General features: G+C 46.8%; 26 protein-coding genes and 2 pseudogenes. 16 read left to right on the top strand and 12 right to left on the bottom strand.

Annotation, left to right across the window (positions count from 1 at the left end; genetic code table 11):
- Positions 1 to 4 precede the first annotated feature (4 nt).
- The 3 genes from H6F93_RS11340 (at position 5) to H6F93_RS11330 (ending at position 1,383) form a co-directional block, all read left to right on the top strand.
- Positions 5 to 709: a hypothetical protein gene (locus tag H6F93_RS11340; RefSeq protein WP_190680767.1), complete on the top strand. Its 705-nt coding sequence runs from the start codon at positions 5 to 7 to the stop codon at positions 707 to 709.
- 99 nt (positions 710 to 808) lie between these two features.
- Positions 809 to 1,210, top strand: coding sequence for a hypothetical protein (locus H6F93_RS11335; RefSeq protein ID WP_190680765.1), 402 nt, complete (start codon positions 809 to 811; stop codon positions 1,208 to 1,210).
- 17 nt (positions 1,211 to 1,227) lie between these two features.
- Positions 1,228 to 1,383 (top strand): hypothetical protein, encoded by a 156-nt coding sequence (locus tag H6F93_RS11330; protein WP_190680763.1) that lies wholly within the window; start codon positions 1,228 to 1,230, stop codon positions 1,381 to 1,383.
- Positions 1,384 to 1,550: 167 nt separating this feature from the next.
- Here the strand turns inward: H6F93_RS11330 and H6F93_RS11325 are convergent, their stop codons facing one another.
- Positions 1,551 to 1,841 (bottom strand): hypothetical protein, encoded by a 291-nt coding sequence (locus H6F93_RS11325; protein ID WP_190680761.1) that lies wholly within the window; start codon positions 1,839 to 1,841, stop codon positions 1,551 to 1,553.
- 324 nt (positions 1,842 to 2,165) lie between these two features.
- Entirely contained in the window at positions 2,166 to 3,086 is a 921-nt protein-coding gene (locus H6F93_RS11320) for a LysR family transcriptional regulator (protein ID WP_190680758.1), read from the bottom strand.
- A 108-nt stretch (positions 3,087 to 3,194) separates the two neighbouring features.
- On the opposite strand from H6F93_RS11320, the gene H6F93_RS11315 reads away from it, so the two are divergent.
- The 4 genes from H6F93_RS11315 (at position 3,195) to H6F93_RS11300 (ending at position 7,706) form a co-directional block, all read left to right on the top strand.
- Entirely contained in the window at positions 3,195 to 3,839 is a 645-nt protein-coding gene (locus H6F93_RS11315) for a DsbA family oxidoreductase (RefSeq protein ID WP_190680756.1), read from the top strand.
- Positions 3,840 to 3,885: 46 nt separating this feature from the next.
- On the top strand, positions 3,886 to 5,163 hold the full coding sequence (locus tag H6F93_RS11310) for an FAD-dependent oxidoreductase (protein ID WP_190680754.1): 1,278 nt from the start codon (positions 3,886 to 3,888) through the stop codon (positions 5,161 to 5,163).
- Entirely contained in the window at positions 5,160 to 6,323 is a 1,164-nt protein-coding gene (locus H6F93_RS11305) for an FAD binding domain-containing protein (protein ID WP_190680751.1), read from the top strand. The genes H6F93_RS11310 and H6F93_RS11305 overlap by 4 nt, the downstream gene beginning before the upstream one ends.
- Positions 6,324 to 6,488: 165 nt before the next feature.
- Positions 6,489 to 7,706, top strand: coding sequence for an IS256 family transposase (locus tag H6F93_RS11300; RefSeq protein WP_190680749.1), 1,218 nt, complete (start codon positions 6,489 to 6,491; stop codon positions 7,704 to 7,706).
- 4 nt (positions 7,707 to 7,710) lie between these two features.
- Here H6F93_RS11300 and ltrA read toward each other — a convergent pair.
- Positions 7,711 to 8,958, bottom strand: a pseudogene (gene ltrA, locus H6F93_RS11295) (group II intron reverse transcriptase/maturase).
- A gap of 400 nt (positions 8,959 to 9,358) precedes the next feature.
- Here ltrA and H6F93_RS11290 point away from each other — a divergent pair.
- From H6F93_RS11290 to H6F93_RS11280, 3 genes are all read left to right on the top strand, one after another.
- Positions 9,359 to 9,688, top strand: coding sequence for a hypothetical protein (locus H6F93_RS11290; protein ID WP_190680747.1), 330 nt, complete (start codon positions 9,359 to 9,361; stop codon positions 9,686 to 9,688).
- A gap of 113 nt (positions 9,689 to 9,801) precedes the next feature.
- Positions 9,802 to 10,851 carry an aminotransferase class I/II-fold pyridoxal phosphate-dependent enzyme gene (locus tag H6F93_RS11285; RefSeq protein ID WP_199313636.1) on the top strand — a complete coding sequence of 350 codons (1,050 nt, stop codon included), beginning with the start codon at positions 9,802 to 9,804 and terminating at the stop codon, positions 10,849 to 10,851.
- 281 nt (positions 10,852 to 11,132) lie between these two features.
- A complete protein-coding gene (locus tag H6F93_RS11280; protein ID WP_190680743.1) occupies positions 11,133 to 11,537 on the top strand; it encodes a hypothetical protein in 405 nt (134 codons plus the stop codon).
- A 215-nt stretch (positions 11,538 to 11,752) separates the two neighbouring features.
- Here the strand turns inward: H6F93_RS11280 and H6F93_RS11275 are convergent, their stop codons facing one another.
- Complete coding sequence (locus H6F93_RS11275) at positions 11,753 to 12,766, bottom strand: IS701 family transposase (RefSeq protein ID WP_190680740.1); 1,014 nt, start codon at positions 12,764 to 12,766, stop codon at positions 11,753 to 11,755.
- Between the two features lie 155 nt (positions 12,767 to 12,921).
- Here H6F93_RS11275 and H6F93_RS11270 point away from each other — a divergent pair, with 155 nt between their 5' ends.
- A complete protein-coding gene (locus H6F93_RS11270) occupies positions 12,922 to 13,440 on the top strand; it encodes a hypothetical protein (RefSeq protein WP_190680739.1) in 519 nt (172 codons plus the stop codon).
- 113 nt (positions 13,441 to 13,553) lie between these two features.
- Here the strand turns inward: H6F93_RS11270 and H6F93_RS11265 are convergent, their stop codons facing one another.
- Complete coding sequence (locus H6F93_RS11265; RefSeq protein ID WP_190680737.1) at positions 13,554 to 13,997, bottom strand: GIY-YIG nuclease family protein; 444 nt, start codon at positions 13,995 to 13,997, stop codon at positions 13,554 to 13,556.
- Positions 13,998 to 14,587: 590 nt separating this feature from the next.
- On the opposite strand from H6F93_RS11265, the gene H6F93_RS11260 reads away from it, so the two are divergent.
- On the top strand, positions 14,588 to 14,788 hold the full coding sequence (locus H6F93_RS11260; RefSeq protein WP_190680735.1) for a hypothetical protein: 201 nt from the start codon (positions 14,588 to 14,590) through the stop codon (positions 14,786 to 14,788).
- Positions 14,789 to 14,984: 196 nt separating this feature from the next.
- Complete coding sequence (locus H6F93_RS11255) at positions 14,985 to 15,197, top strand: hypothetical protein (RefSeq protein ID WP_190680733.1); 213 nt, start codon at positions 14,985 to 14,987, stop codon at positions 15,195 to 15,197.
- 148 nt (positions 15,198 to 15,345) lie between these two features.
- Here H6F93_RS11255 and H6F93_RS11250 read toward each other — a convergent pair whose 3' ends face one another.
- Positions 15,346 to 15,507 (bottom strand): hypothetical protein, encoded by a 162-nt coding sequence (locus H6F93_RS11250; protein ID WP_190680796.1) that lies wholly within the window; start codon positions 15,505 to 15,507, stop codon positions 15,346 to 15,348.
- A 66-nt stretch (positions 15,508 to 15,573) separates the two neighbouring features.
- Positions 15,574 to 15,741, bottom strand: a complete 168-nt coding sequence (locus H6F93_RS11245) for a hypothetical protein (RefSeq protein ID WP_190680730.1) — start codon at positions 15,739 to 15,741, stop codon at positions 15,574 to 15,576.
- Positions 15,742 to 15,844: 103 nt separating this feature from the next.
- On the opposite strand from H6F93_RS11245, the gene H6F93_RS11240 reads away from it, so the two are divergent.
- From H6F93_RS11240 to H6F93_RS11230, 3 genes are all read left to right on the top strand, one after another.
- A complete protein-coding gene (locus tag H6F93_RS11240; protein WP_190680728.1) occupies positions 15,845 to 16,180 on the top strand; it encodes a hypothetical protein in 336 nt (111 codons plus the stop codon).
- A 201-nt stretch (positions 16,181 to 16,381) separates the two neighbouring features.
- Positions 16,382 to 16,804, top strand: coding sequence for a response regulator (locus H6F93_RS11235; RefSeq protein WP_190680725.1), 423 nt, complete (start codon positions 16,382 to 16,384; stop codon positions 16,802 to 16,804).
- Positions 16,805 to 16,924: 120 nt separating this feature from the next.
- Entirely contained in the window at positions 16,925 to 17,284 is a 360-nt protein-coding gene (locus tag H6F93_RS11230) for a response regulator (RefSeq protein ID WP_190680723.1), read from the top strand.
- 638 nt (positions 17,285 to 17,922) lie between these two features.
- Here the strand turns inward: H6F93_RS11230 and H6F93_RS35760 are convergent.
- From H6F93_RS35760 to H6F93_RS11205, 5 genes and pseudogenes are all read right to left on the bottom strand, one after another.
- Entirely contained in the window at positions 17,923 to 18,165 is a 243-nt protein-coding gene (locus H6F93_RS35760; protein ID WP_524537930.1) for a hypothetical protein, read from the bottom strand.
- A 255-nt stretch (positions 18,166 to 18,420) separates the two neighbouring features.
- Complete coding sequence (locus H6F93_RS11220) at positions 18,421 to 19,404, bottom strand: hypothetical protein (RefSeq protein WP_190680721.1); 984 nt, start codon at positions 19,402 to 19,404, stop codon at positions 18,421 to 18,423.
- Positions 19,405 to 19,413: 9 nt separating this feature from the next.
- The gene (locus H6F93_RS11215) at positions 19,414 to 19,794 is read right to left on the bottom strand and encodes a hypothetical protein (protein ID WP_190680719.1); all 381 of its coding nucleotides are present in this window, start codon (positions 19,792 to 19,794) and stop codon (positions 19,414 to 19,416) included.
- A 76-nt stretch (positions 19,795 to 19,870) separates the two neighbouring features.
- The gene (locus H6F93_RS11210) at positions 19,871 to 20,041 is read right to left on the bottom strand and encodes a hypothetical protein (RefSeq protein ID WP_190680794.1); all 171 of its coding nucleotides are present in this window, start codon (positions 20,039 to 20,041) and stop codon (positions 19,871 to 19,873) included.
- Positions 19,981 to 20,112, bottom strand: a pseudogene (locus tag H6F93_RS11205) (IS1 family transposase); the annotation flags it as partial. The pseudogene H6F93_RS11205 and the gene H6F93_RS11210, both read right to left, overlap by 61 nt.

Genomic DNA, 20,112 nt, shown 5'->3' with positions numbered 1-20,112 from the left:
AAAAATGCCCAAAATATCTCTCAGTCAAGACAATGAAGTTGCGCTTCAGGTCACATTAACTGCTGGACAAGTTGCTAAATTCAATTCTTTAGCAAACAAACTAATCATTAGAAACGGTGCGGCATATATTCCCCTGAATGAACTTCATGGAGTGTTGCTAACTAATAGCAGACAGAGTGCAAAAAACATTATTAACGCTTATAGAGATATTGTTCGACCGTTTTTAGTAGATACATTGGAGATACCAGAAGCGATCGCCCCTATTGGAATTTACACACTACTTGAGAAACTTGCTGTAGATAAATCCAGCAGAGCGCTTGAATACCGTGCAAGTTTAACTTTGCTTGCTTACATTGTCGGCTCCAATCCTCAACTTGCACTTCAAGCCCAAACTATAGGAAACGATCAAGTTAGGTCAAGAGCATTAACCATTGCAAGGCTTAAAAGGAGGCATAGGTTCTGTCAGCTTTGCAGAGAACAATTTGGCAACGATGGCAGAAAACATGCTCACCACATAATAGGTGAATCCGAAAGACCCGATCTTGCAGCAGATGAGAACAACATACTCATAATCAAAGAGTCTATCCATGATGCCTATCACGCTTGGGTGAATGAACGAGGCTGTGCAATTTCGGGAGCAACTCTTAGGAATTTTGCAAGACACAACGGTTACAGTACTGACTGGCTTAATGACAGGAATACAGGCTAGGTAACTGCCGCTTAGATTTCCCCGTCACCCAGCATCAGTAGCGCCTCCCTTTCAGGGCAGGAAGAGAGCGATCGCCGCTTAACCAATGAGGAACAACCAATGACAGACGCTTTCAACGCAGAAGTCCAGCAACTTACCCAACATGATGTAAAGGCACTAGCAGCAGCCCTCGTCCGCAAACTTAAAGCAAATGAGGCAAGCCAAGAAGAGGCGGAATCAGGTATGTGGGACGAACTAGAAGACAAGACAATGATCCCACTTCAGCTTCTGTTCCCCGTTGAGTACATACAGTGGAATACCTTCATGGACATCATTGAAGACTTGCTTAGTGATGCCACAATCCTATCCAAAGACATCAAGGATCAGATTTTTGAGCACATCTGGCGAGCCGATGAAGAGTGTGTCAGCAAATTTGGGGCTGAAATTCATACACTGGAATATGCGCTAAAAATTGCAGACAAGATGGAACGTTGGCAAAAAGACAATCCAAGAACGAATTAAGCCGTTGAGTGATGCAAATGCAGAACTGTTGGCGATCGCCCCTACTCTTCAACCCAGATATCCGCGTGTGGGTTCCCCTCGCTGTCGTACCAGATGCCCTGGCTCTTAAAGTACTGAATGCCAGCGTAGGGAATGCCCAATATCAAGACAGCGGCGATCGCGCATGGAATTAAAATTCGTTTCCATCGGATGTTCATAGCAAAGGCACCTTAACAATGTCGTCAGAGTGCCCAGATGGAGAGGGGCGATCGCTCCGTCTGCTAAGCGTTTTACTAGTCGGGGCAGTAAGTTAAACTCCTCTGTGAGAGTTGCTTGTGCCAGTTTGAGTCTGAAATAAGGACTAATGGTCTTGCTTGCCTAACAAAGAATCAATCATCCTTTTGCCGTGATCAATCGCTTCTTTAACGTTCTTCCACTTAAGTTTGGAAATTACAGGGGGGTAGTCTTTTAAGCTGTAGCTAAGCGTCCAAACTTTCAACTTTTGATCTTGAGTAACCTTTAAACCATACCCACGATAGAAAACTCGGTATTCGGGTTTTGGCTCTCTATTTGGAGTTCCATCAGTCATACGATTTCTTTTTAAGTCTTGGCTGCGCTCAGTCCGTAGAGTGAGCAACAGGTAGGCTTGCATATTTAATCTAAGTACATCTCCGTACAATGGTCTACATCCTTGGGTAGAGTCTCACCCCTTGGTTCACCCCCTGGAGTAATTCCTGCCTTACGAGAGAACATTAAAGCTGTCTTATAAGCCTTGATGGATACAATTGTGTCCTTTGCCTCACTTAACTTCCTGTCTACCCATAAATCCTGTTGCACACCGACTGTATCAGGTTGACTGGTGAGTCCGAAAGGTTACTAGCGGCGGGTGAACGGGGGCGTTCGACTGCTTAGTTTATCTGTCGGAGTGCAACCTAAAAGTTGTCTATGGGAGGTGACCGCTCAGATCTCTGTTGGATCAGTTTGAATCAGCTAGATATCTTAACCGTTGTGCCAAGAAATCAACGAACGTTTGGACTCGCAGGGAATGACGACGATTGGGCAGGTAAAGTGCATAAATTCCCATGTCCATATCGGCTTGAGGATAGAACTGAAAATCGCTCAAGACAGCTTCTAATCTACCGGTCCGAATATCTTCACCAATTAACCAGGTTGGCATGAGTATGATACCAACCCCATCGGAACAAACCTGTCGCAGAACTTCCGAATGATTAGCAACCAGTGAACCATTCACCTTAACTTCACAAATTTCTTGGTCTCGTTTAAACCGCCAGATTTCATGCCCTGTGGAGTAACTAAAGCGCAAGCAATTATAGCGGGCTAAATCATCAGGGTGATTAGGTTTGCCATGCTGTTGGAAATAGATTGGGCTACCGCACACTTGGCGCTGATAGGAAGCGAGTTTGCGAACTAGCCAAGTGGCACCAGATCGATCGAGATTCCCCAAACGAATTACTACATCAAGTTCGTCTTCGACGGGGTTGGACAATGCATCACTCAGATTGAGATCAAGTTGCATTTCAGGATGTTGCTCTAAGAAATCTCCAATGATGGGCGCAACATGAAGTCGCCCAAATGCCGCAGGCAAACTTACCCGCACCAATCCTCTTGGCACTTCATCCTGCTCTGCAACCGACAGATTAGCAGCTTCGACATCTTGAAGAATCTGCACTACTTTGTCGTAGTATTTGCGCCCTTGAGGGGTGAGTGTAACGCTGCGAGTCGAGCGGTTGAATAGCTGAGTGTGCAGTAGGTTTTCTAAAGCATTGACTTGGCGTGTAACCGAAGAAACGGCAACGCCTAGCTGCCGAGATGCTTCTGAAAAACCACCTGTTTCAACCACTTTGGCAAAGGCTTGCATGGCAGCGAATTGATCCATTTTGAGTTTATCTTTGCACAAAACGCAAAAGTGCTTGGCGCTGAGAATAGATTAACATCTTCTGTGAGTGAGGTTATGTTGAAAGAGTCATCAATTGCAGAATTCACCATGACATTAACGATCAAAATTACTTCAGATTTCATTTGTCCCTGGTGTTTAATCGCAGAAACTCGACTGAACAAAGCAATTGCTCAAATCAAACCTGCAATCGAAATTCAGCGCGTTTGGCAACCGTTTGAGTTGAATCCAGAGATGCCAGAAATGGGGATGGATCGCAAAACCTACCGCTCCAATAAATTTGGCAGTTGGGAATACTCGCAACAATTGGATGGGAAAACGATGCAAGCTACTCAGGATGATGACATTGAGTTTCGCTATGACTTAATGACAATTACGCCCAACACCCTGAAAGCACATCGCTTAACCTGGTTTGCTGAACAGCAAGATAAAGCAATCGTGATGGCAGAACGCATTCTGAAGGCGTATTTCACAGAAGGAAAAAACATTGTTGAGCTTGATGTTTTAGCCAATCTGGCGGCTGAAGTCGGAATAGATGTAAAAACAGCAAAAGCATTCCTGTTGTCTGATGCGGGGATGCAAGAAGTACGAGGACTAGAACGTCAGGCGATCGCTCAAGGGATTCATGGTGTTCCTCACATTCGCATTGGCAAAGAAGTATTATCGGGTGCTCAACCCGTTGATGTCTTTCTCACAGCTTTGCAAAAGGCAATCCATGAATTAACAACTGCCTGAACCTAAGCATGAATGTGTTTAATCCAAAAACGGCGGCAAAGATACCATGACAAATGACTTAGGTTCATCCTCCAATCCCCATAGAGTCAAACTTTACGGACAGCCCAATTCAGCATCTGCTTACGAAATTCGAGATTTTCTCAACCGGAGCGTGGTTGAATTTGACTGGATTGAATTAGCGAGCGATCGGGACTGCGATCGCGAACTCGGATTCTCAACACTGAACAATATTCGCTTACCTGTTGTTGAATTTCCAGATGGAACCCAACTCTTTGATCCAACCATTCGCGAGATTGCCCAGCGACTCGGTTGGGTAACGCAACCCAAATTCAGAGAGTATGATCTGTCGATTTATGGTGCTGGCCCTGCTGGCTTAAGTGCAGCCGTATATGCAGCATCTGAGGGCCTACGCACGGTTCTAGTTGAACGCCACGCCATTGGTGGGCAAGCAGGTGCCAGTTCCTTAATCGAGAATTACATGGGATTTCCTGAAGGCATCAGTGGCGCTGATTTAGCCGAACGTGCTCGTCAGCAGGCAGTCAAATTTGGAATTGAATTGCTGCTGCTGCGCGAAGGCGTGAAATCAGAATTTCGAAACAATCGCATCTATACAGATATGGCGGATGGCAGCAAAATGATTGCCCATGCCAATATCTGCGCTACAGGGATTGAGTATCGACGGCTCAATCTTCCGAATGAAGACCAGTTTCTGAATGTCGGATTGTTTTACGGTGCGGGTGCAAGTGAAGCACCTCTGTGTGGTGGTGAGCACATCTTTATTGTGGGTGGCGGCAACTCAGCGGGTCAAGCTGCTATGTACCTCTCGCGCTATGCCGAAAAAGTAACGATGTTGATTCGCGGCAGTACGCTAGCAGCTAGCTTGTCGCAGTACCTTGTTGAGCGCATCACCCAAAAAAGCAATATTGAGGTACTTTTTCAGACGCAGGTGACTGGATTGGTAGGGGATATCTCGTTGCAGCAGATCGAAGTGACCCACTATCGAGATCGACCGGTACAGACAATTGACACGCGACGGTTATTTGTTTGCATTGGTGGTGCGCCAAATACCGAATGGGCAAAAGATACAAACATCATTCGGGATCGGGCAGGCTACTTAGTCACTGGACCAGATTTGCTCAAAGATGGTCGACCACCTGAATGCTGGACGCTTGAGCGCGATCCATTTTTTCTAGAAACCAGTGTTCCTGGTTCCTTTGCGGCAGGAGATGTGCGACATGGCTCTGTGAAGCGAGTGGCTTCAGCCGTAGGGGAAGGAGCAATGGCAGTCACGTTTGTCCATAAGTATTTGGAGGAAGTCGGATGAACGCTACAGAGAATCATGCCATTGTTATTGGTGGCTCGTTAGGCGGATTATTTGCGGGTATTTTGCTGCGATCAATCGGGTGGCAGGTGGATGTTTATGAGCGATCGCCCCACACGTTAGATAGCCGAGGCGGCGGAGTCGTATTGCAACCGGATGTAGTGGAGGCATTTCTACGGGCAGGAGTTGCCTATGAGGCTCCATTAGGTGTAGTAGCGCACGAGCGATATTACCTGAAACGCGATGGCAGCATTGCCCAGCGGATGCCGATGCGTCAGACCTTAACCTCCTGGAATTTGCTGTATGGCAGTATGCGGCGACACTTTCCAACTGAGCATTACCATCAGGGAAAAAACTTGGTAGAAATTGAGCAAAACGATGAACAAGTGGCTGCCATTTTTGCCGACGGCTCTTCTGATACAGGCGATTTGTTGATTGGCGCTGATGGCGCAAACTCAACCGTTCGTCGATTACTCTTGCCCGCCTATGAGCCTCACTATACAGGCTATGTTGCCTATCGTGGGTTAGTGAACGAAACCGATCTTGGTCAGGAAACAGCGGCTCTAATGACAGAACGATTTGTGTTCTATCAATTTCCCAACTCACATATTCTGCAATACGTCATTCCCGGCGAGGATGAATCACTGGTGCCAGGAAACCGTCGCTTCAACTGGGTATGGTACGTCAACTATGATGAGAAAACGGAGTTACCGCGCATTCTCACCGACCAAGATGGTAAACGTCGCGACTATTCAACTCCACCCGGCATGATGGCTCCAGAGATAGAACAGGAGATGCGATCGTATGCCAATAAAGTCCTCGCACCCCCTTTTCAAAAGCTGGTTGCTGCTACAAAAGAACCGTTTGTCCAGGCGATTTTAGATTTAGGGGTACCCCAAATGGCGTTTGGTCGTGTTGCATTAGTCGGTGATGCCGCGTTCATTCCTCGCCCCCACACAGCAGCCAGCGTCTCTAAAGGAGCGGCTAATGCGATCGCGCTTGCGGATGCCCTGATTGAACAAGATCATGCGGTTCATCAAGCCCTGCATGCATGGGAAATTGACCAACTTAGATTGGGAATGCATTTGTGGAAGGTTGGCCAAGATTTGGGTGAACGTTCTCAGTTTATGTATGGCACCGGGCGATCGGAGGATGACCAATGAACACGTAGCGATCGCAGCCGAACAAGTCGATGAAGCGGACAGTTGGAAGATCTTGGTAGGGTTCAAGGATTATCTGCTGCCGCTTATCTTGGGGATTGTATAAATGTTTGTGTCAAAGGTCAGAAATGAGATCTAATGAACTACTGAACCTGAGACACTCGAACTATGACTTTTCGACCTGAATTACTGGATGAACTGCTCAAAGGCTACGAGAACCCTGAAGACCTGCTGGGGGACGGAGGGATACTCAAACAGCTAACGGCCGCTCTGGTGGAACGCTGCTTGAATGCCGAAATGAAAACGCATCTGGAAGCGCAACAGGCGGAGCCTGCAAGCGGAGACAAGCCGACTCGTAACCGCCGTAATGGACACAGTCAGAAGACAATCAAAGGAGAGTTTGGGGAGGCTCAAATTAGCGTTCCGCGGGACCGCAATAGTGAGTTTGAACCCATCATTGTTAAGAAGGGACAGAGCCGCTTTGACGGCTTTGACGACAAGATCTTGTCCCTCTATGCTAGAGGCATGAGTGTGCGCGACATTCAGGCTCAACTGCAAGACTTATATGGTGTAGAAGTCTCGGCAGGACTGATCTCCAATGTCACCGATGCGGTCGAGCAGGAGCGTAAGCTTTGGCAGAACCGAGCCCTTGACCCGGTTTACCCGATTGTCTATTTTGATGCGCTTGTGGTCAAAGTAAGGCAAGACGGAGGGGTAACCAACAAAGCGATTCACCTGGCACTAGGTGTCAACTTGTCGGGCACCAAAGAACTGTTGGGCATATGGATGACCCAGAATGAGTCTGCCAAATTTTGGCTTACTGTGCTAACCGAGCTTCAGAACAGAGGACTCAAAGACATCTTCATCGCCTGCTGTGATCGACTGGCAGGCTTTCCTGATGCGATTGAAGCAGTCTTTCCTAGAACCCAGGTGCAATTGTGCATTGTTCACAGGGTGCGAAATTCACTGAGTTACGTCTCCTACAAAGACCGCAAGGCGGTTGCAGCCGACCTCAAGCTGATCTACACGGCAAGTACAGAAACCCAGGCAGAGCAGCGCTTAGTCGAGTTCGCCGACAAGTGGGACAAGCAATATCCGACGATTAGCAAGTCCTGGCTCAATCACTGGCAACGGATTATTCCCTTCTTTGCCTTCCCGCCTGAGATTCGTAAAGCAATCTACACCACCAATGCCATCGAATCGATGAACATGACCCTCAGGAAGGTGATTAAAAATCATCGAGCTTTTCCAACCGATGAGTCTGCCCTGAAAGTCATTTACTTGGCAATTCAAAATATTGCCAAAAAGTGGACCATGCCAATTCCTAATTGGAAGCCTGCTCTAAACCGTTTCGCAATTGAGTTTAGCGAGCGCTTTCCATTCTGATCTTTTATCCTTGACACAATCTATTTGACATACCCCGAACCGATAGCAATCCCTGTTGCTCAAGCCACTGGTTGGTCATCCCCGTATGCGTTGCTAACGTTTTTGACAAGCGCCAATAGCCTTTACGACTAATACCTGTCATAATTACTTGCCGCTTCCTTGTTCCAAGTTTGAGCAGGTTGGTGATGCGCGTTCTGGGTCTGCGCCACTGCTTCCAGTAGCACATCCGAATCCGTCGCCTCAACCACCCATCCAACTCTTCAATAGGAGTGTAATGTTAGGAGATGCCAAAGTAGTTCATCCATCCTCGTAAGTAGCAGTTCAATCGTTTGATTCGTTCTGCCATTGAGACTCCCCAACTGCGGGACGTTAATCCTCGCAATCGATGTTTGAAGTCCTTCAGGGCTTGGTTTGTGACGAAAATCCGAATACCTCGGAATGTAAATCCCAAGTACTCTAGTTTCTCGATCTTGACCACTTGACTTTTCTGTTGATTGACCTTGAGCTTCAGCTTTTGAGTCAGATAGTGGCTAATGCTTAGCATTACCCGTCGCCCTGCCCGTCTACTTCTGACCAGGATTACTAGGTCATCGATATACCTGACAAAGCGATGTCCTCTATCTTCCAACTCCTTATCGAGGTCATCCAGAAGGATGTTGGACAATAACGGCGAAAGGGGCGAACCTTGTGGTGTCCCTAGCACCGTTGGCTCAATCGTGTCCCCTACCATTACCCCTGCTCGCAGGTAACGTCCAATCAATGCCAGAAGTCCCTTATCGGTGACTTTTCGAGCAATGCGAGACATCAAAGCATCATGGTTGACCTGGTCGAAGAATTTCTCTAAATCCAGATCAACCACATATCGGTATCCCGCTTTGACGAACGTTTTCGCCTGGCGGATTGCTCCGTGAGCAGAGCGTTTTGGTCGGCTCCCAAAACTGGATTGGGCAAACTCTGGGTCGAAGATGGGAGTTAGCACTTGTAGGATGGCTTGTTGGATAACCCGGTCGATGACACAAGGCACACCCAATTTTCGCTCTCCCTTGCCGTGTGATTTGGGAATGGTCACCCGTCGCACTGGACGAGGGTGATAGCTACCATCCATCAGAGATTGGCGAATCTCACTCCAATGCTCCCGTGCATAGTCTGGAAAGTCTTCCAGGCTCATCCCGTCACTGCCGGGTGCGCCTCGGTTTGACTTCACTCGGCTCCATGCTTGTTGTACATTGCTGCGCTCTAAAATTCGCGTCATCAAGTTGCCCTTGGCTGGCTTAATGCCCGCACGCCAAACGCCATCTCCCCCATCCGGGTTCATTGATGAGTTTGAGTTGTTCATCGCTCCTCCTTAACTCGTTCATGTTCGTCCCTTCGCTCCAAATGGAACTACTATGGACTCTGCTGACTTCTGTTTGACTTATCACTGAGTATTGCTACTCCATGCGCTGTTTGGGTTGCCGTAGGGTTCGGTGGCTGTTCTATCCGTTTCCAGATAGCCCTCAGTCCGACTCCCATAACACTCCCAGTCGCCATCAAACAGACCTCCCCAGATAAGAATGTGAACTGTCTCTGCACAACCGCGTCATTTACTGTGTTCCCTGAACCATTGGGCTTTGTTATGTTGTGCTAACTCGCCCCAGGAATCTCAGCCTTCTATGTCGTTTCTGTTCGTCGGTTCGCAGATTTGCCGCCAGCTTCCTTCAGACCCTCCTTCACAGGAGCGCCCTTGCTTTAAGCTAGGAGTTGTCATCGCTCGGATCTGTAACTTGACCATTTGGATGTTGGTTCTCCTCCAGGGGACTTTCACCCCATTAGTTCACACCCATGCTGGGCGTACACAAGGCTGCTGGAGCGGACTGTCAGAGAATCCTGATTGTGAGGAACCAACGCTTGCAGCCGCTCAACGCAACGTTATGTCGCTCAGTATTGGGACGGGACAGCAGTTTATAACTTCTCTGTTAGTATTCAGAATGAAATTGATCTAGGTCAATGAGTAATCTGAGCTGTTATGCAAATACCTGCCTTTAAACTTGAACGCTTCTTCGCCAAATACGAATTCAAAGCACCCTATCTGCTTTCTTCTTCTGATTGTGAAGCAATGACGATCGAAGAATTACTAAGTCTAGAGGCAGGTGCAGCACAGAAATTCCATCAAACTTGGTTGGGATATACAGAAACCCAAGGAAGCTCTGAACTAAGAAACGTAGTTGCACAAACGTATCAAACAATTGGGCACGATAACGTTTTGATTCATGCAGGTGCAGAAGAAGCAATATTCATTTTCATGAATATTGCGCTTCAACCCGGAGATCACATCATTGTTCATTTCCCTTGCTATCAATCTCATGCCTCAATTGCTCAATCGATTGGCTGTGAAGTCGATTGGTGGAAGAGCTGTGAAGATGATCATTGGGAGTTAGATTTAGATTGGCTGCGAGGGGCAATTCAACCCAATACAAAGGCGATCGTCATTAATTGCCCTCATAATCCCACAGGCTATGTGATGAGCCGAGCTAAGTTAGAGGAGCTGGTTGCTATTTGTAGACAACACCATATTCTTTTGTTCTCCGATGAAGTTTATCGATTACTGGAATATCGAGATGAAGATACGCTGCCAGCAGCTTGCGACCTGTATGAAAATGCAGTTTCTTTAGGAGTAATGTCAAAGACCTATGGCTTAGCAGGTTTACGAATCGGTTGGATTGCAACTCACAATCGAGAAGCCTATCAAGCGATGGCAGAGTTTAAGGATTTTACCTCGATCTGTAATAGTGCCCCGAGTGAGTTCTTGGCAACATTGGCACTTCGCAATCGAGATCAGATTATTCAACGCAACCGAGCAATCATTGCAGCGAATATAGAGGTGTGCGATCGCTTCTTTGCAAATCATATGGATCTCTTTAACTGGAGAGCACCAAAAGGAGGATCGACCGCATTTCCAAGCCTCAAGCAGGGAATAGATGTAGAAGAATTTTGCAATGATTTAGTCAATCAGCAAGGCGTTCTACTGTTGCCCAGTACCTATTTTGACTATGGGGATCAAAATTTTCGGATTGGATTAGGGCGCAAGAATTTACCGGAATGTATTGAAAAACTGAGTGCCTACTTAAAGACGAATCACTTCGATTCAGTCACTCAAAGCGGGTAGAAGCGATCGCGACATAACAACGCTGTTGCAGTGGATTGCCGAGAGTTATTGGTAAAAGTACAAGATTTTTGCAACCGCTGAACAGCACCGTTATGCCGCTGGTTGATCGATGAGACGGTGTATAAAACTCGTCTATATGAGTTCGAGGTTTAGTGCAATGGATCGACCGATGGGGATCAATTTGAAGATGGCTTTCTGTCTTTCAAGATGAAATCGTCTTAAGATTGTCGGTGAGGAAATCGGGTTGAGTCTCTCAGTGAAAGTTGAGGTTATTTAGAGCCATGCGCGTATATCTAACTCACTGCTCCAAAGAAAAGGAGCCTAATCTTGAAGCAACTGATATTGCAGTCACCCCTGACAAGCTGTACACAAATTCTGATATTCAGCAATTTATGGAGAGGTGTCAAGAGAAGAATGTGAGTTGGGCTATTCTGTCCGATCTCTATGGAGTTTACCTATCAAACGAGCGTCATGTCTGGTACGAAAAACATCCTGATACTGTCACACCGCAAGAGGAGGAGATCGTCATTGAAGATTTCAATAGTAAGTTAGATTCGTATGACGAAATTTACTTTCTTATCAGACCAGAATCCTTCCATCCTTTCTACGAGAGGATTTTGAAAAAGACGATGCTTGCAGATAGAGTAAAGACTTTCGAGGATATTGGGTGTATTGAAGAAGCTTGAAGGGAAATAGGTTGCGCGGCATAACAACCCGACCGGATCGGGCTGACGAGAAATCTTGATGGTGTTGCAAAGGTTACTTGCAGCGGTTGTGTCGCAAAAACTGATTAGGGACAAACGATCGTATCGTTTTCATTCCCTTAAGCAGCAATTTCAAAGGTTGCTTCAATAAACTTGGCTTGAGACACACTGTCCCCTTGTTTAACTCCTTTCAGGACTTACGCAAGCACCATTAGAACAGATGGGCGTTTAAGTTGCTGAATCAAGTAACTTGACAGCATCCGGTGCTTCACCTTGTAAACGGTCTGATGGGTTTGATAAGCAATTGCTTTAAGGCGTACCCAAACGAGTAAAGCACAGGCAATATGGTTGCGCTGAATGCGAGCCTTGCGACATTGACATGCTTCTATCCCAGTCAACTGCTTCAGTTCTCGGTGAAACTCCTCAATCTTCCAACGGACGCCACACTCCTGTTGTACGGCATCAGTGGACCCTTGAGATAAGTCGTTTGTGGCAACATAGTCCGTCCTGCCGGTAGAGACAGTGACCCGGAACAGTTTCACCTTCTTGTCTTTGGGAAACCCGCGAACTTTGATGAGCTTGCCGTGTTGCCCTTCAGACCCACTCCACTCAAGTTGGTCAATGCGTTTATACTTTTCTACCCCACCCGTATCGTCCACCAGTCGGTTGACCTTGAGCGGACAGTAGTAGATTTTGCCTAAACTGTCGATGTGACTCATCAGCTTTTGAGCCGCATACCAACTGTCCATTAGCACGGTTTGAAACGGCAGTCGCTTGATTTCAACCAGGTGGCTGAGCATTTCCATCACATGGTCAAGTTTGGTTTTCCCGTCACCCTCTGGGTCGTAGAGGCGATAGTCCACCACCCAAAACTGTTGCGTATCCGCATTGATGTACAAACAACCGACCAACCCAATGCCCCGAATCACCCGATGTTCGCACCCGCTGTACTGCCGTCGGCTCATCTCTATGGCTTGGGCATACCGTTTGTCCAAAACCGTGTCGTCAAACACGATGAAGCCATCTACACAGGTTTGCACTTGGTCTTTGACGTTCTCCCACAGTAGTCGAGGCGTCAGTTTCTCCTGTCGCAGGTATCGGTTCACCCGGTCGTGGCTCACCCCTTCTAGATGTTCTGCCAAATTCGTCAAGGTGTAGTTGATCGGGCTACTGAGTAAGTACTGGCAGTAGTCCAATTTGGTGAAGCTCATCTGCTTAACCCTTGATTGCTTGTACTACCTTACCCTGCTTATGCGTAAGTCCTGAGAATCGAATGCGATCGCCCTACCCTTCTCCGAAAACCTCACCCCACAGTCCGTGGGAACGATCCGACAGAAAGTCGGAAATTGCAGGAAGCTGAGGGAACGTGGCGAAGCACAATTGGCAGGTCATCAAAGACGAATATGTCCAGGCTCCGGATGAGAAGTCTCGCCCAACCCTAGAGCAATTGGCTGCAAAGTATACCTGTTCGCCCTCATATCTACGGGAAAAAGCAGCTAAAGAGCATTGGAAAGTTGAGGCTGAACGTTTTGTTCAAACTGTTTCGGATAAACGCCAGGAACACAAATCGACTGCTCTAGCGGGTGACTTGGCTGCATGGGATGCTCAGTGCTACGAACTTGCTAAAGGCGGCTTGAACCTTGTTTTCGTGCAGATTAAAGAAGCAACTGAAGGAGTGGCAAAAGGCAATGATCTACCATCTCCCAAACAGTTGGATGAGTTAGCCAAGGCTCTAGAGCGACTTCAAAAGATTGGAAAAACTGCTCTAGGCGAGAAGGAGGAAACCAAGCTCAACGTCAAAATTGATTATTCAAATCTCTCCGATGAGCAGCTTGAGCGATTAGCTGCTGGAGAGAACCCGCGCAATGTCCTTGCTGTCGCTTGAAGGGTATCAAATTCGGGCTAAGGGTGAGCTGGAGTTGCGGCAATGGCGATAGGGGACACCAATAATCCAATCGACTTTATTGAGAAGGAGGTGGGCGATCGCCTCTTCCTAATTCAGAACGTGTTATGGAGCAATGTCCTCGCTATTGCTCCACTTATTAAGTCTCTCCAAACGTGATCATCCTTGGAGATTCGACGGTTATATTGTGCGTCATACTCAGCCGTATAAGTTGTGGGTTCCTCTTCAAAAATTTTGTCTTCATCAAATTCACTTAACACTTGGTCAAGTACCGCAGGCGGAAAAAGAAACCACTCCGTAATGTTTGAAAACTTATCTAAAAGGTCATAGCGGTAATCAGCAAATTTGGTGTAGAAATAATTTTTGGCTTCTTTCATATCATTCACTCGAAGAGAACGTTCGTACTGAATTTGAAAAGAAGGGTGCTGACTTCGCACGTCAGCTATTCTGTTGTCGAGTGAACTCATCACACCGATTTTATATAAATCAGTCCCAGCTGCATTCATTAAGTAGATAAAACCAGCATTGTAGTTACCCATTACTGTGCATAAACCTCCACTAATTACAATCGGCTAGTTACTTAGGCTATTCAGCAGGTAGCTTGCAATACAGTTTTATCTAGAAGACAGTGTATTCAGGACAAATCTTAAACCTTGTATACACTCTCGTTCAAAGCTTCACGCAATTTAAGCTTATCTTTGCAATGGATTTAGAAGTCCCTGCATAGTGAAAACGGACAAAATCTGAGCGGCGTGCCGAAAAAATTGGCGATCAACCGAGGGAAAACGATCGCTTAAAAAGGGTTTTTGCCCCAGTTTCGGTGTACGAAAAACTTCTGGCTTTGGATGCCTATATTAGACCTCCTGCATGAATCGATTTTTTCCTACGAAACTATCAAGATCGAGCTTCAAAGTTCCCCAAAAATGCAGGATTTAGGAGGCGATCAAATATTCGTGCAGGAGGTCTATTGATTGCAATTCATCAAAGCTTGAGCCTGTTCCACTTTTCATCAAGCTTGAGTGATTGTCATGCCATCGGCTTATCGCTTCTTCCAAGCAAGGGGAACCGTGTAGGCAGGCAACTGAACGCCTGTGATTCATCTACAACCAACTACAGCGATTCTTTACCGATGCAAGCTAACTTTGTTGCCCTGACCACAACTACTCCATCTTTGGCAGATGGACTCGTCTATCATCTGCGGCAGACTCTCAAACGATCGTCTCTCGAAGGGACCCATGTCTTAACCCTTTGGGTTGGGGCACAGGTGGAAGTGCGCGTCTCTCAGTCCTTCAGCGATTGGATGTTCAGAGCAAAGCAGCAAACTCACTAGCATCCAAAGATTGAGCGATTGAGGCAAGATATTCGGTTGTGTCGCAAAAGCTTTTAGGGGTGCAATTAGGATACGTGTGGTTTAGTGCCACGAAAGCTTGGAACACCTAATTCTGCGTACCTGCTTACCCCCTATCTGGAGGAGCGCTGTTACGTCCTACGCATAGGCACTTTAACTCTTGTATCTAACTCCTACTATGAAGTTTAATGGGCGCAAATTTACAGTTCCAATAGAGGTTATCGTTGCCGTCATTGCGCTTTCAATTGTCGTCATTCCATCGGTGCTGCATCCTTTCAAAGTTTGGGTCGCCCGTGGGGTGTGGTGCGTTCGGGCTGACGCAGGAGGAAATCCGACCGTGGTGTATGGTTCAGAGGTTTGCAATCCGCCAGAAGCATCACAGTCAGAGTAAAGACGATTAATTCATAGAAACAGCGATCGCCCTTTGTTCATGGGGTAAAGCGAGTTCACCCCATCAATTACTTTTTCATCAGAAGGGCGGAGGCGGAAATTCATTAATCTAAGTTCAGAAGCAATATATCTCTGTGGTTGTGCCGCTATCATTTCCCTTTTTCAACCCAAAACGTTGCAACTGCTGCACCTAAGCTGACGCCAATAGCAATTCCGATTCCAATGTTGCCAAATGCAGCACCGATTGCAACACCAATACCAACCCCGATGACCATTCCCATCGCTATTTGTGTATCTTTGCCTGCAAACATCTCTATATTTGCCTTCTAATAAATGCTTAAGACAAGTTGTAACCACGATACATTTGTATTTCTGAGTTACCAGAGGTACGGCAACAGTCTATACCGAACTTCTTGAATGTAAGTATGGTAGCCTTGCAACTCTTGCCGCAAGAATCCCTCCTCCAGTGGAATTTGCACCATCAATAAACCAATGGGCACGATTGCAAACAGAGCTGCTGCACAAGATTCTAGGCAAAAGGACATCTTAACTGCAACCGTTCTTAGGAGGACTAACACTAACCCTCAAGCACTCGATTTTCTACATCGCACCGCTACCTTTACCCCCTTAAGAGCCAGGGCATCTGGTATGACAGCGAGGGGAATCCACACGCGGATATCTGGGTTGAAGAGTAGGGGCGATCGCTATTCTGACATTCAGCCTGGGCACCTTAGCCCTAGTTATTTGATGTCTGCTATGAATCCCCGCTGGCGGCAAATCACGATTCCTATAGAAGTTCTTGTTGCCCTAATTGCTGCTCTAATCGTCTTCCTTCCAATGCTGCATCCTCTCAGAGTTTGGACTGCTGGTGGCGTGTGGTGCGCCCAGTCAGTCCCAGACGGTGGACTGAAAGTACTTGTGGAACCAAGAATTGCAACGTTCCAGAAGCTAAAACCACGCAATCGGAGTAGAGCAGCAAAATAAAAGCCCCAGCAGCAATGCCAGAGCACAGTGAGTCTTAATAAGCTCAGGGTTCCCTTTTTAGAGAGGTAAGTAAAGGGCGATCGCTGTAATGCGTCTAAGTACAATCTCTACCCCAACATTTTTCGTTTTCTGCCGAATGAGAGAAACAAGAAAACTCCTCTATAAGCCTTGATAGAAGCAATTGTGTTCTCTGTTACGACTATGCAAAACACAGAAAATAAGCTTTCTTTTCAAAAGTCTTTGTTAGCAAGATTGACAGTGCTTTTGGTCGAGGATGAACCTGATATGGCAGAACTGCTCACGTTCATTCTTGAGAGGAACGGAGCTAGAGTCATCCTGGCAGGTTCTGCGACTGAAGCGTTAAGCCGGTTGGAACAGCGGCGACCAGACGTTTTGATCAGCAACGTTAAGCTCCCTGAGAAGGATGGAAGCTGGCTAATTGAGCAAATCAGGCAGGTAGAGGGAGCATGGCGTGAACTTCCAGCCATTGCTGTAACTTCTTACACTAGGAGGTTTGACGCTGAAGAGGCACTGAGAGCCGGATTTCATTGTTTCTTGTCCAAGCCATTAGACCCAGATGAGTTAGTTCAAGAAATTCTGAGACTTGTCGGGCAGAAGCATTAGTTATGATGAGCGGTCTGTCTAAGGGTAGAGATATCCGAGTTTGTTAGGCACAACAGCGAAGACGAAGCTTTTTATGGGAATATCAAATTCGTCTACAAACTCGTCAAAGTTCCTGAACCTATGCCCCTCAGTGGCGCTCCCAGCTTGAATGGTCTAAAAGTGCTGATTGTAGATGATGATGTTGACAATCTCCAATTTCTCGCTTTCCTATTCGAGGTTTACGGTGCAGAGGTAGCAGCAGTTATGTCTGCTGATTATGCATTCCAGGCAGTTCTGGAGTGGCGACCAAACGTTTTGGTTAGCGATGTAAGTATGCCTGACGAAGATGGTTACATGCTAATTCGGCGAATTAGAGCGTTGACGGTTGAGCAAGGAGGGCAGATACCAGCGATCGCACTGACTGCTAATGCCAAAGAATCAGATCGGCTACAAGCGCTTGCGGCAGGTTACCAGCAGCATTTGGCTAAGCCTGTTGAGTAAGATGTGTTACTACAAGCTGTGCTGGAGATGGCTGCTAACAAGGCTACTGAGGCTCTTTAAACTTTGGAGAGTAGGAACTGTCTAATTCAATAAGAAATTTGGCTGAGCATTCTAGTTCCAGCAGCACAGCAGCAGTAGAGTGGCAAGACAAAAGCCCCGGCATCAGTGCTAGGGCAAAGTGAGTGTATAAGCTCAGGTTTCCCTTCTTAGGGAGGGAAGTAAAGGGCGATCGCCCACATCACTGTTAAATATGAGGGGATTCCTCAACCACTTTCTTTCCCAGAATGATCCTCAAGCCGTATCCGATCCCTTTCAAGTGCTCTTAAAGACGGCAAACTTTAACAGCTAAGTATTTATTAGGGCATCCGACCTCTACACCCTTAGTGAGGCGACAAGTCTCAAGCGCGGTTTTGCAGACTAGCGGGGTGGGTAACTGCTCCGCTGAGTTTAACTACACCCCGCAAAGGCGATAAAAAACTGAATTTCTCCGACAAGACCGACATCTTTCCAATTTAAGTCGGCTTCATCCGACTTAAATTGCGATCGCCCTGCTCTCTCAATCCGTGAGAACTTTGATATGAAAGGTGTGAAACGATCCGACAGAAAGTCGGGAGTTGCAGAAGAGTGCAATACCCTTTTTAGGGGTTGTAGATTGTTAGTAGAAGGTTTGAAATGACCCCGAAGTGGGCTGCGTTGCCGTCATCGCCTCCATGAGAGCAGTGTTCAGAAGGCGGTGAAGCAAGCCACACGAGCGACAGGAATCCAAAGGCGAGTGGGGTGTCATACGTTTCGTCACAGTTTTGCAACCCATCTGTTGCCGGACAGGTATGACAATGTATTGAATTGAGGCGAACGAGGTGTGAAGAGTCTGCTTGATTCATAACAACTGGTTCATGATTGATTAAAGCTCGCTGAGCAGTTGTTCCATCTCTCAAAAGCGGCAGCTTCAGAAAAGTTGTGCAAATCTAAGCAATCAATGCTTAAGGAAACGAGTTCGACAGCGATGGTTTTTCATTCAGTAAGTATTTGCGATACAACTGATTTACAGGGGTTCTGTGGGTTGGATTCTAGCGAAGACTTAAAAAGAGCGAGCGATCAAACTAAGCGAGAGCTAGTGTAAGCAAAAAAAGTCCAACTCAAAAGCCCCGCCAAAGATATTCAATCAACTGTTGTCCCACCTGACGCTCCAGGTTTGGATCAGCAGGTAAGTCCCAACGAAGCGACTGATAAAGCAGGTGGCGGTACAAATCAAAAGCAGCCTCAATCAAACTACCATAGGTGCGAGCAGCAGGAACTGCCCAGTAGTAGTAAGTAAAGGCTGCAGACACAACACCTAAGGGAATCGCCCACAATTCCCCAGCAAGAGACCATAGGGTAAACAACGCACTCCAGAGCCACACACGGGCAGCACTATCGAGGTCAACCCGTGCAGTTTGCAAATCTTTTTTAACCGCATCAGGCAATAGCAACCACAACCGTGACCAGCAAATAATGGCATCTAGTCCATACTTATCAAGGGGTTTTCGCTCAGCAGCTCTCAGCACATTGCCCAAGCGAGTAGGCATAAGATCAACATTTGCAGGCATTTCTCTAAGTTCTTGTCGCAACCGAACCAAAATCTCTTGTTGTGCTGGCGTTAGGAGCCGTTCACTCAGTTGAAGAAATTCATCCCGTTCTGTCGCGGTAAGGGTAGCAGCACCACTCGTTTCAATCGTGTTTTTATAAGCTTGCAACTTCGCTTTTTGTTGAGCTTCAATAGCGCGGATGGCGTTGCTCTGTTTCGTTAACTTGTCTTTGCGGTCGCGATAGCGCTGAATGCAGTGCTGCTGTAGAGGACGAAGCCACGGATACCAATAGCCTTCCAAAAATCGCAGAACCGGGAAGTCAAATCGCTGTACAACAAATGCAGACGCACTAACAATACAAAGTCCCACTACCAAAATGGCAACTTGTAAGAGTTCAGGATAACTGGTGAATTTGGTGACAAGGGATTCCCAGCCAAACCACTGAATAGTAGCAACAAAACCCCCAAGCCAAAACATAAAAGCGGGAGTCAGTAGAGTTGCAACCCACTGTTCGGCAAACTTGCCTCCAAAACTGTCTAATACTTTTGCAGTCATGGAGATATCCTACGGCTGGGCACGCACAAGGGGAACCAAATGAGTAGGGCAAAGGGGAATATCCTCATTAGCTTCCCTATAAATAGTGAAGTCGTTGCTTGTAGGGCAGACATATTGAATGGCAGAGCCACTGGCAGGATCTCCCCCTAGAAAAATCGATTTATGCTCTAAACCAGTATTGGAGAAATTAACTAGCCATGTTTTTGTAGTGTCATAGCTTTGTAGCAGGGTAAGGATCGGTCTGGCAATCTCTCTGTCATTGATTTTGGCTTGATTCAATAATTCTGCAAGTTGTTGATCAACGTGTTGAGCGGTTTCATCATCGAGCAAAGTAGGCAGGACTGGGCGAATGGTGCGAGCAGCTTCAATGAGTTCATCAATTGATATCATAATCAGTACCCCACACATAAACGAGTTTAAAGAGATTGACGGGTGCAGAAGAGGGATGATGGGAAAACTTGAATGATTACACTCCGGTATAGCTAAACGCGGCCCAATGAAAGGGATGGGCAGAGCTGCGATCGCTTTGATTCAACGCAAAGAATTCAGGAAAAGGCGTTGCTGAAACCGTAATGGTTAAGTAGGTAGAGGAATAGCTCGATACTTCAAATAGTGAAGCAGCAAACGGAGTGAACATTTCAACATCTCAAGGGATTTGGAGTAGCACAAGGTTTTACGGTGCAGCCGTGCTAGGTAATGCCGTAGACG

This window comes from Leptolyngbya sp. FACHB-671 (assembly GCF_014695745.1).
GTDB lineage: Bacteria > Cyanobacteriota > Cyanobacteriia > Elainellales > Elainellaceae > JAAUTN01.
The sequence above is the reverse complement of the archived record's forward strand: the minus strand, read 5'-3'. Positions and strand labels throughout refer to the sequence as shown.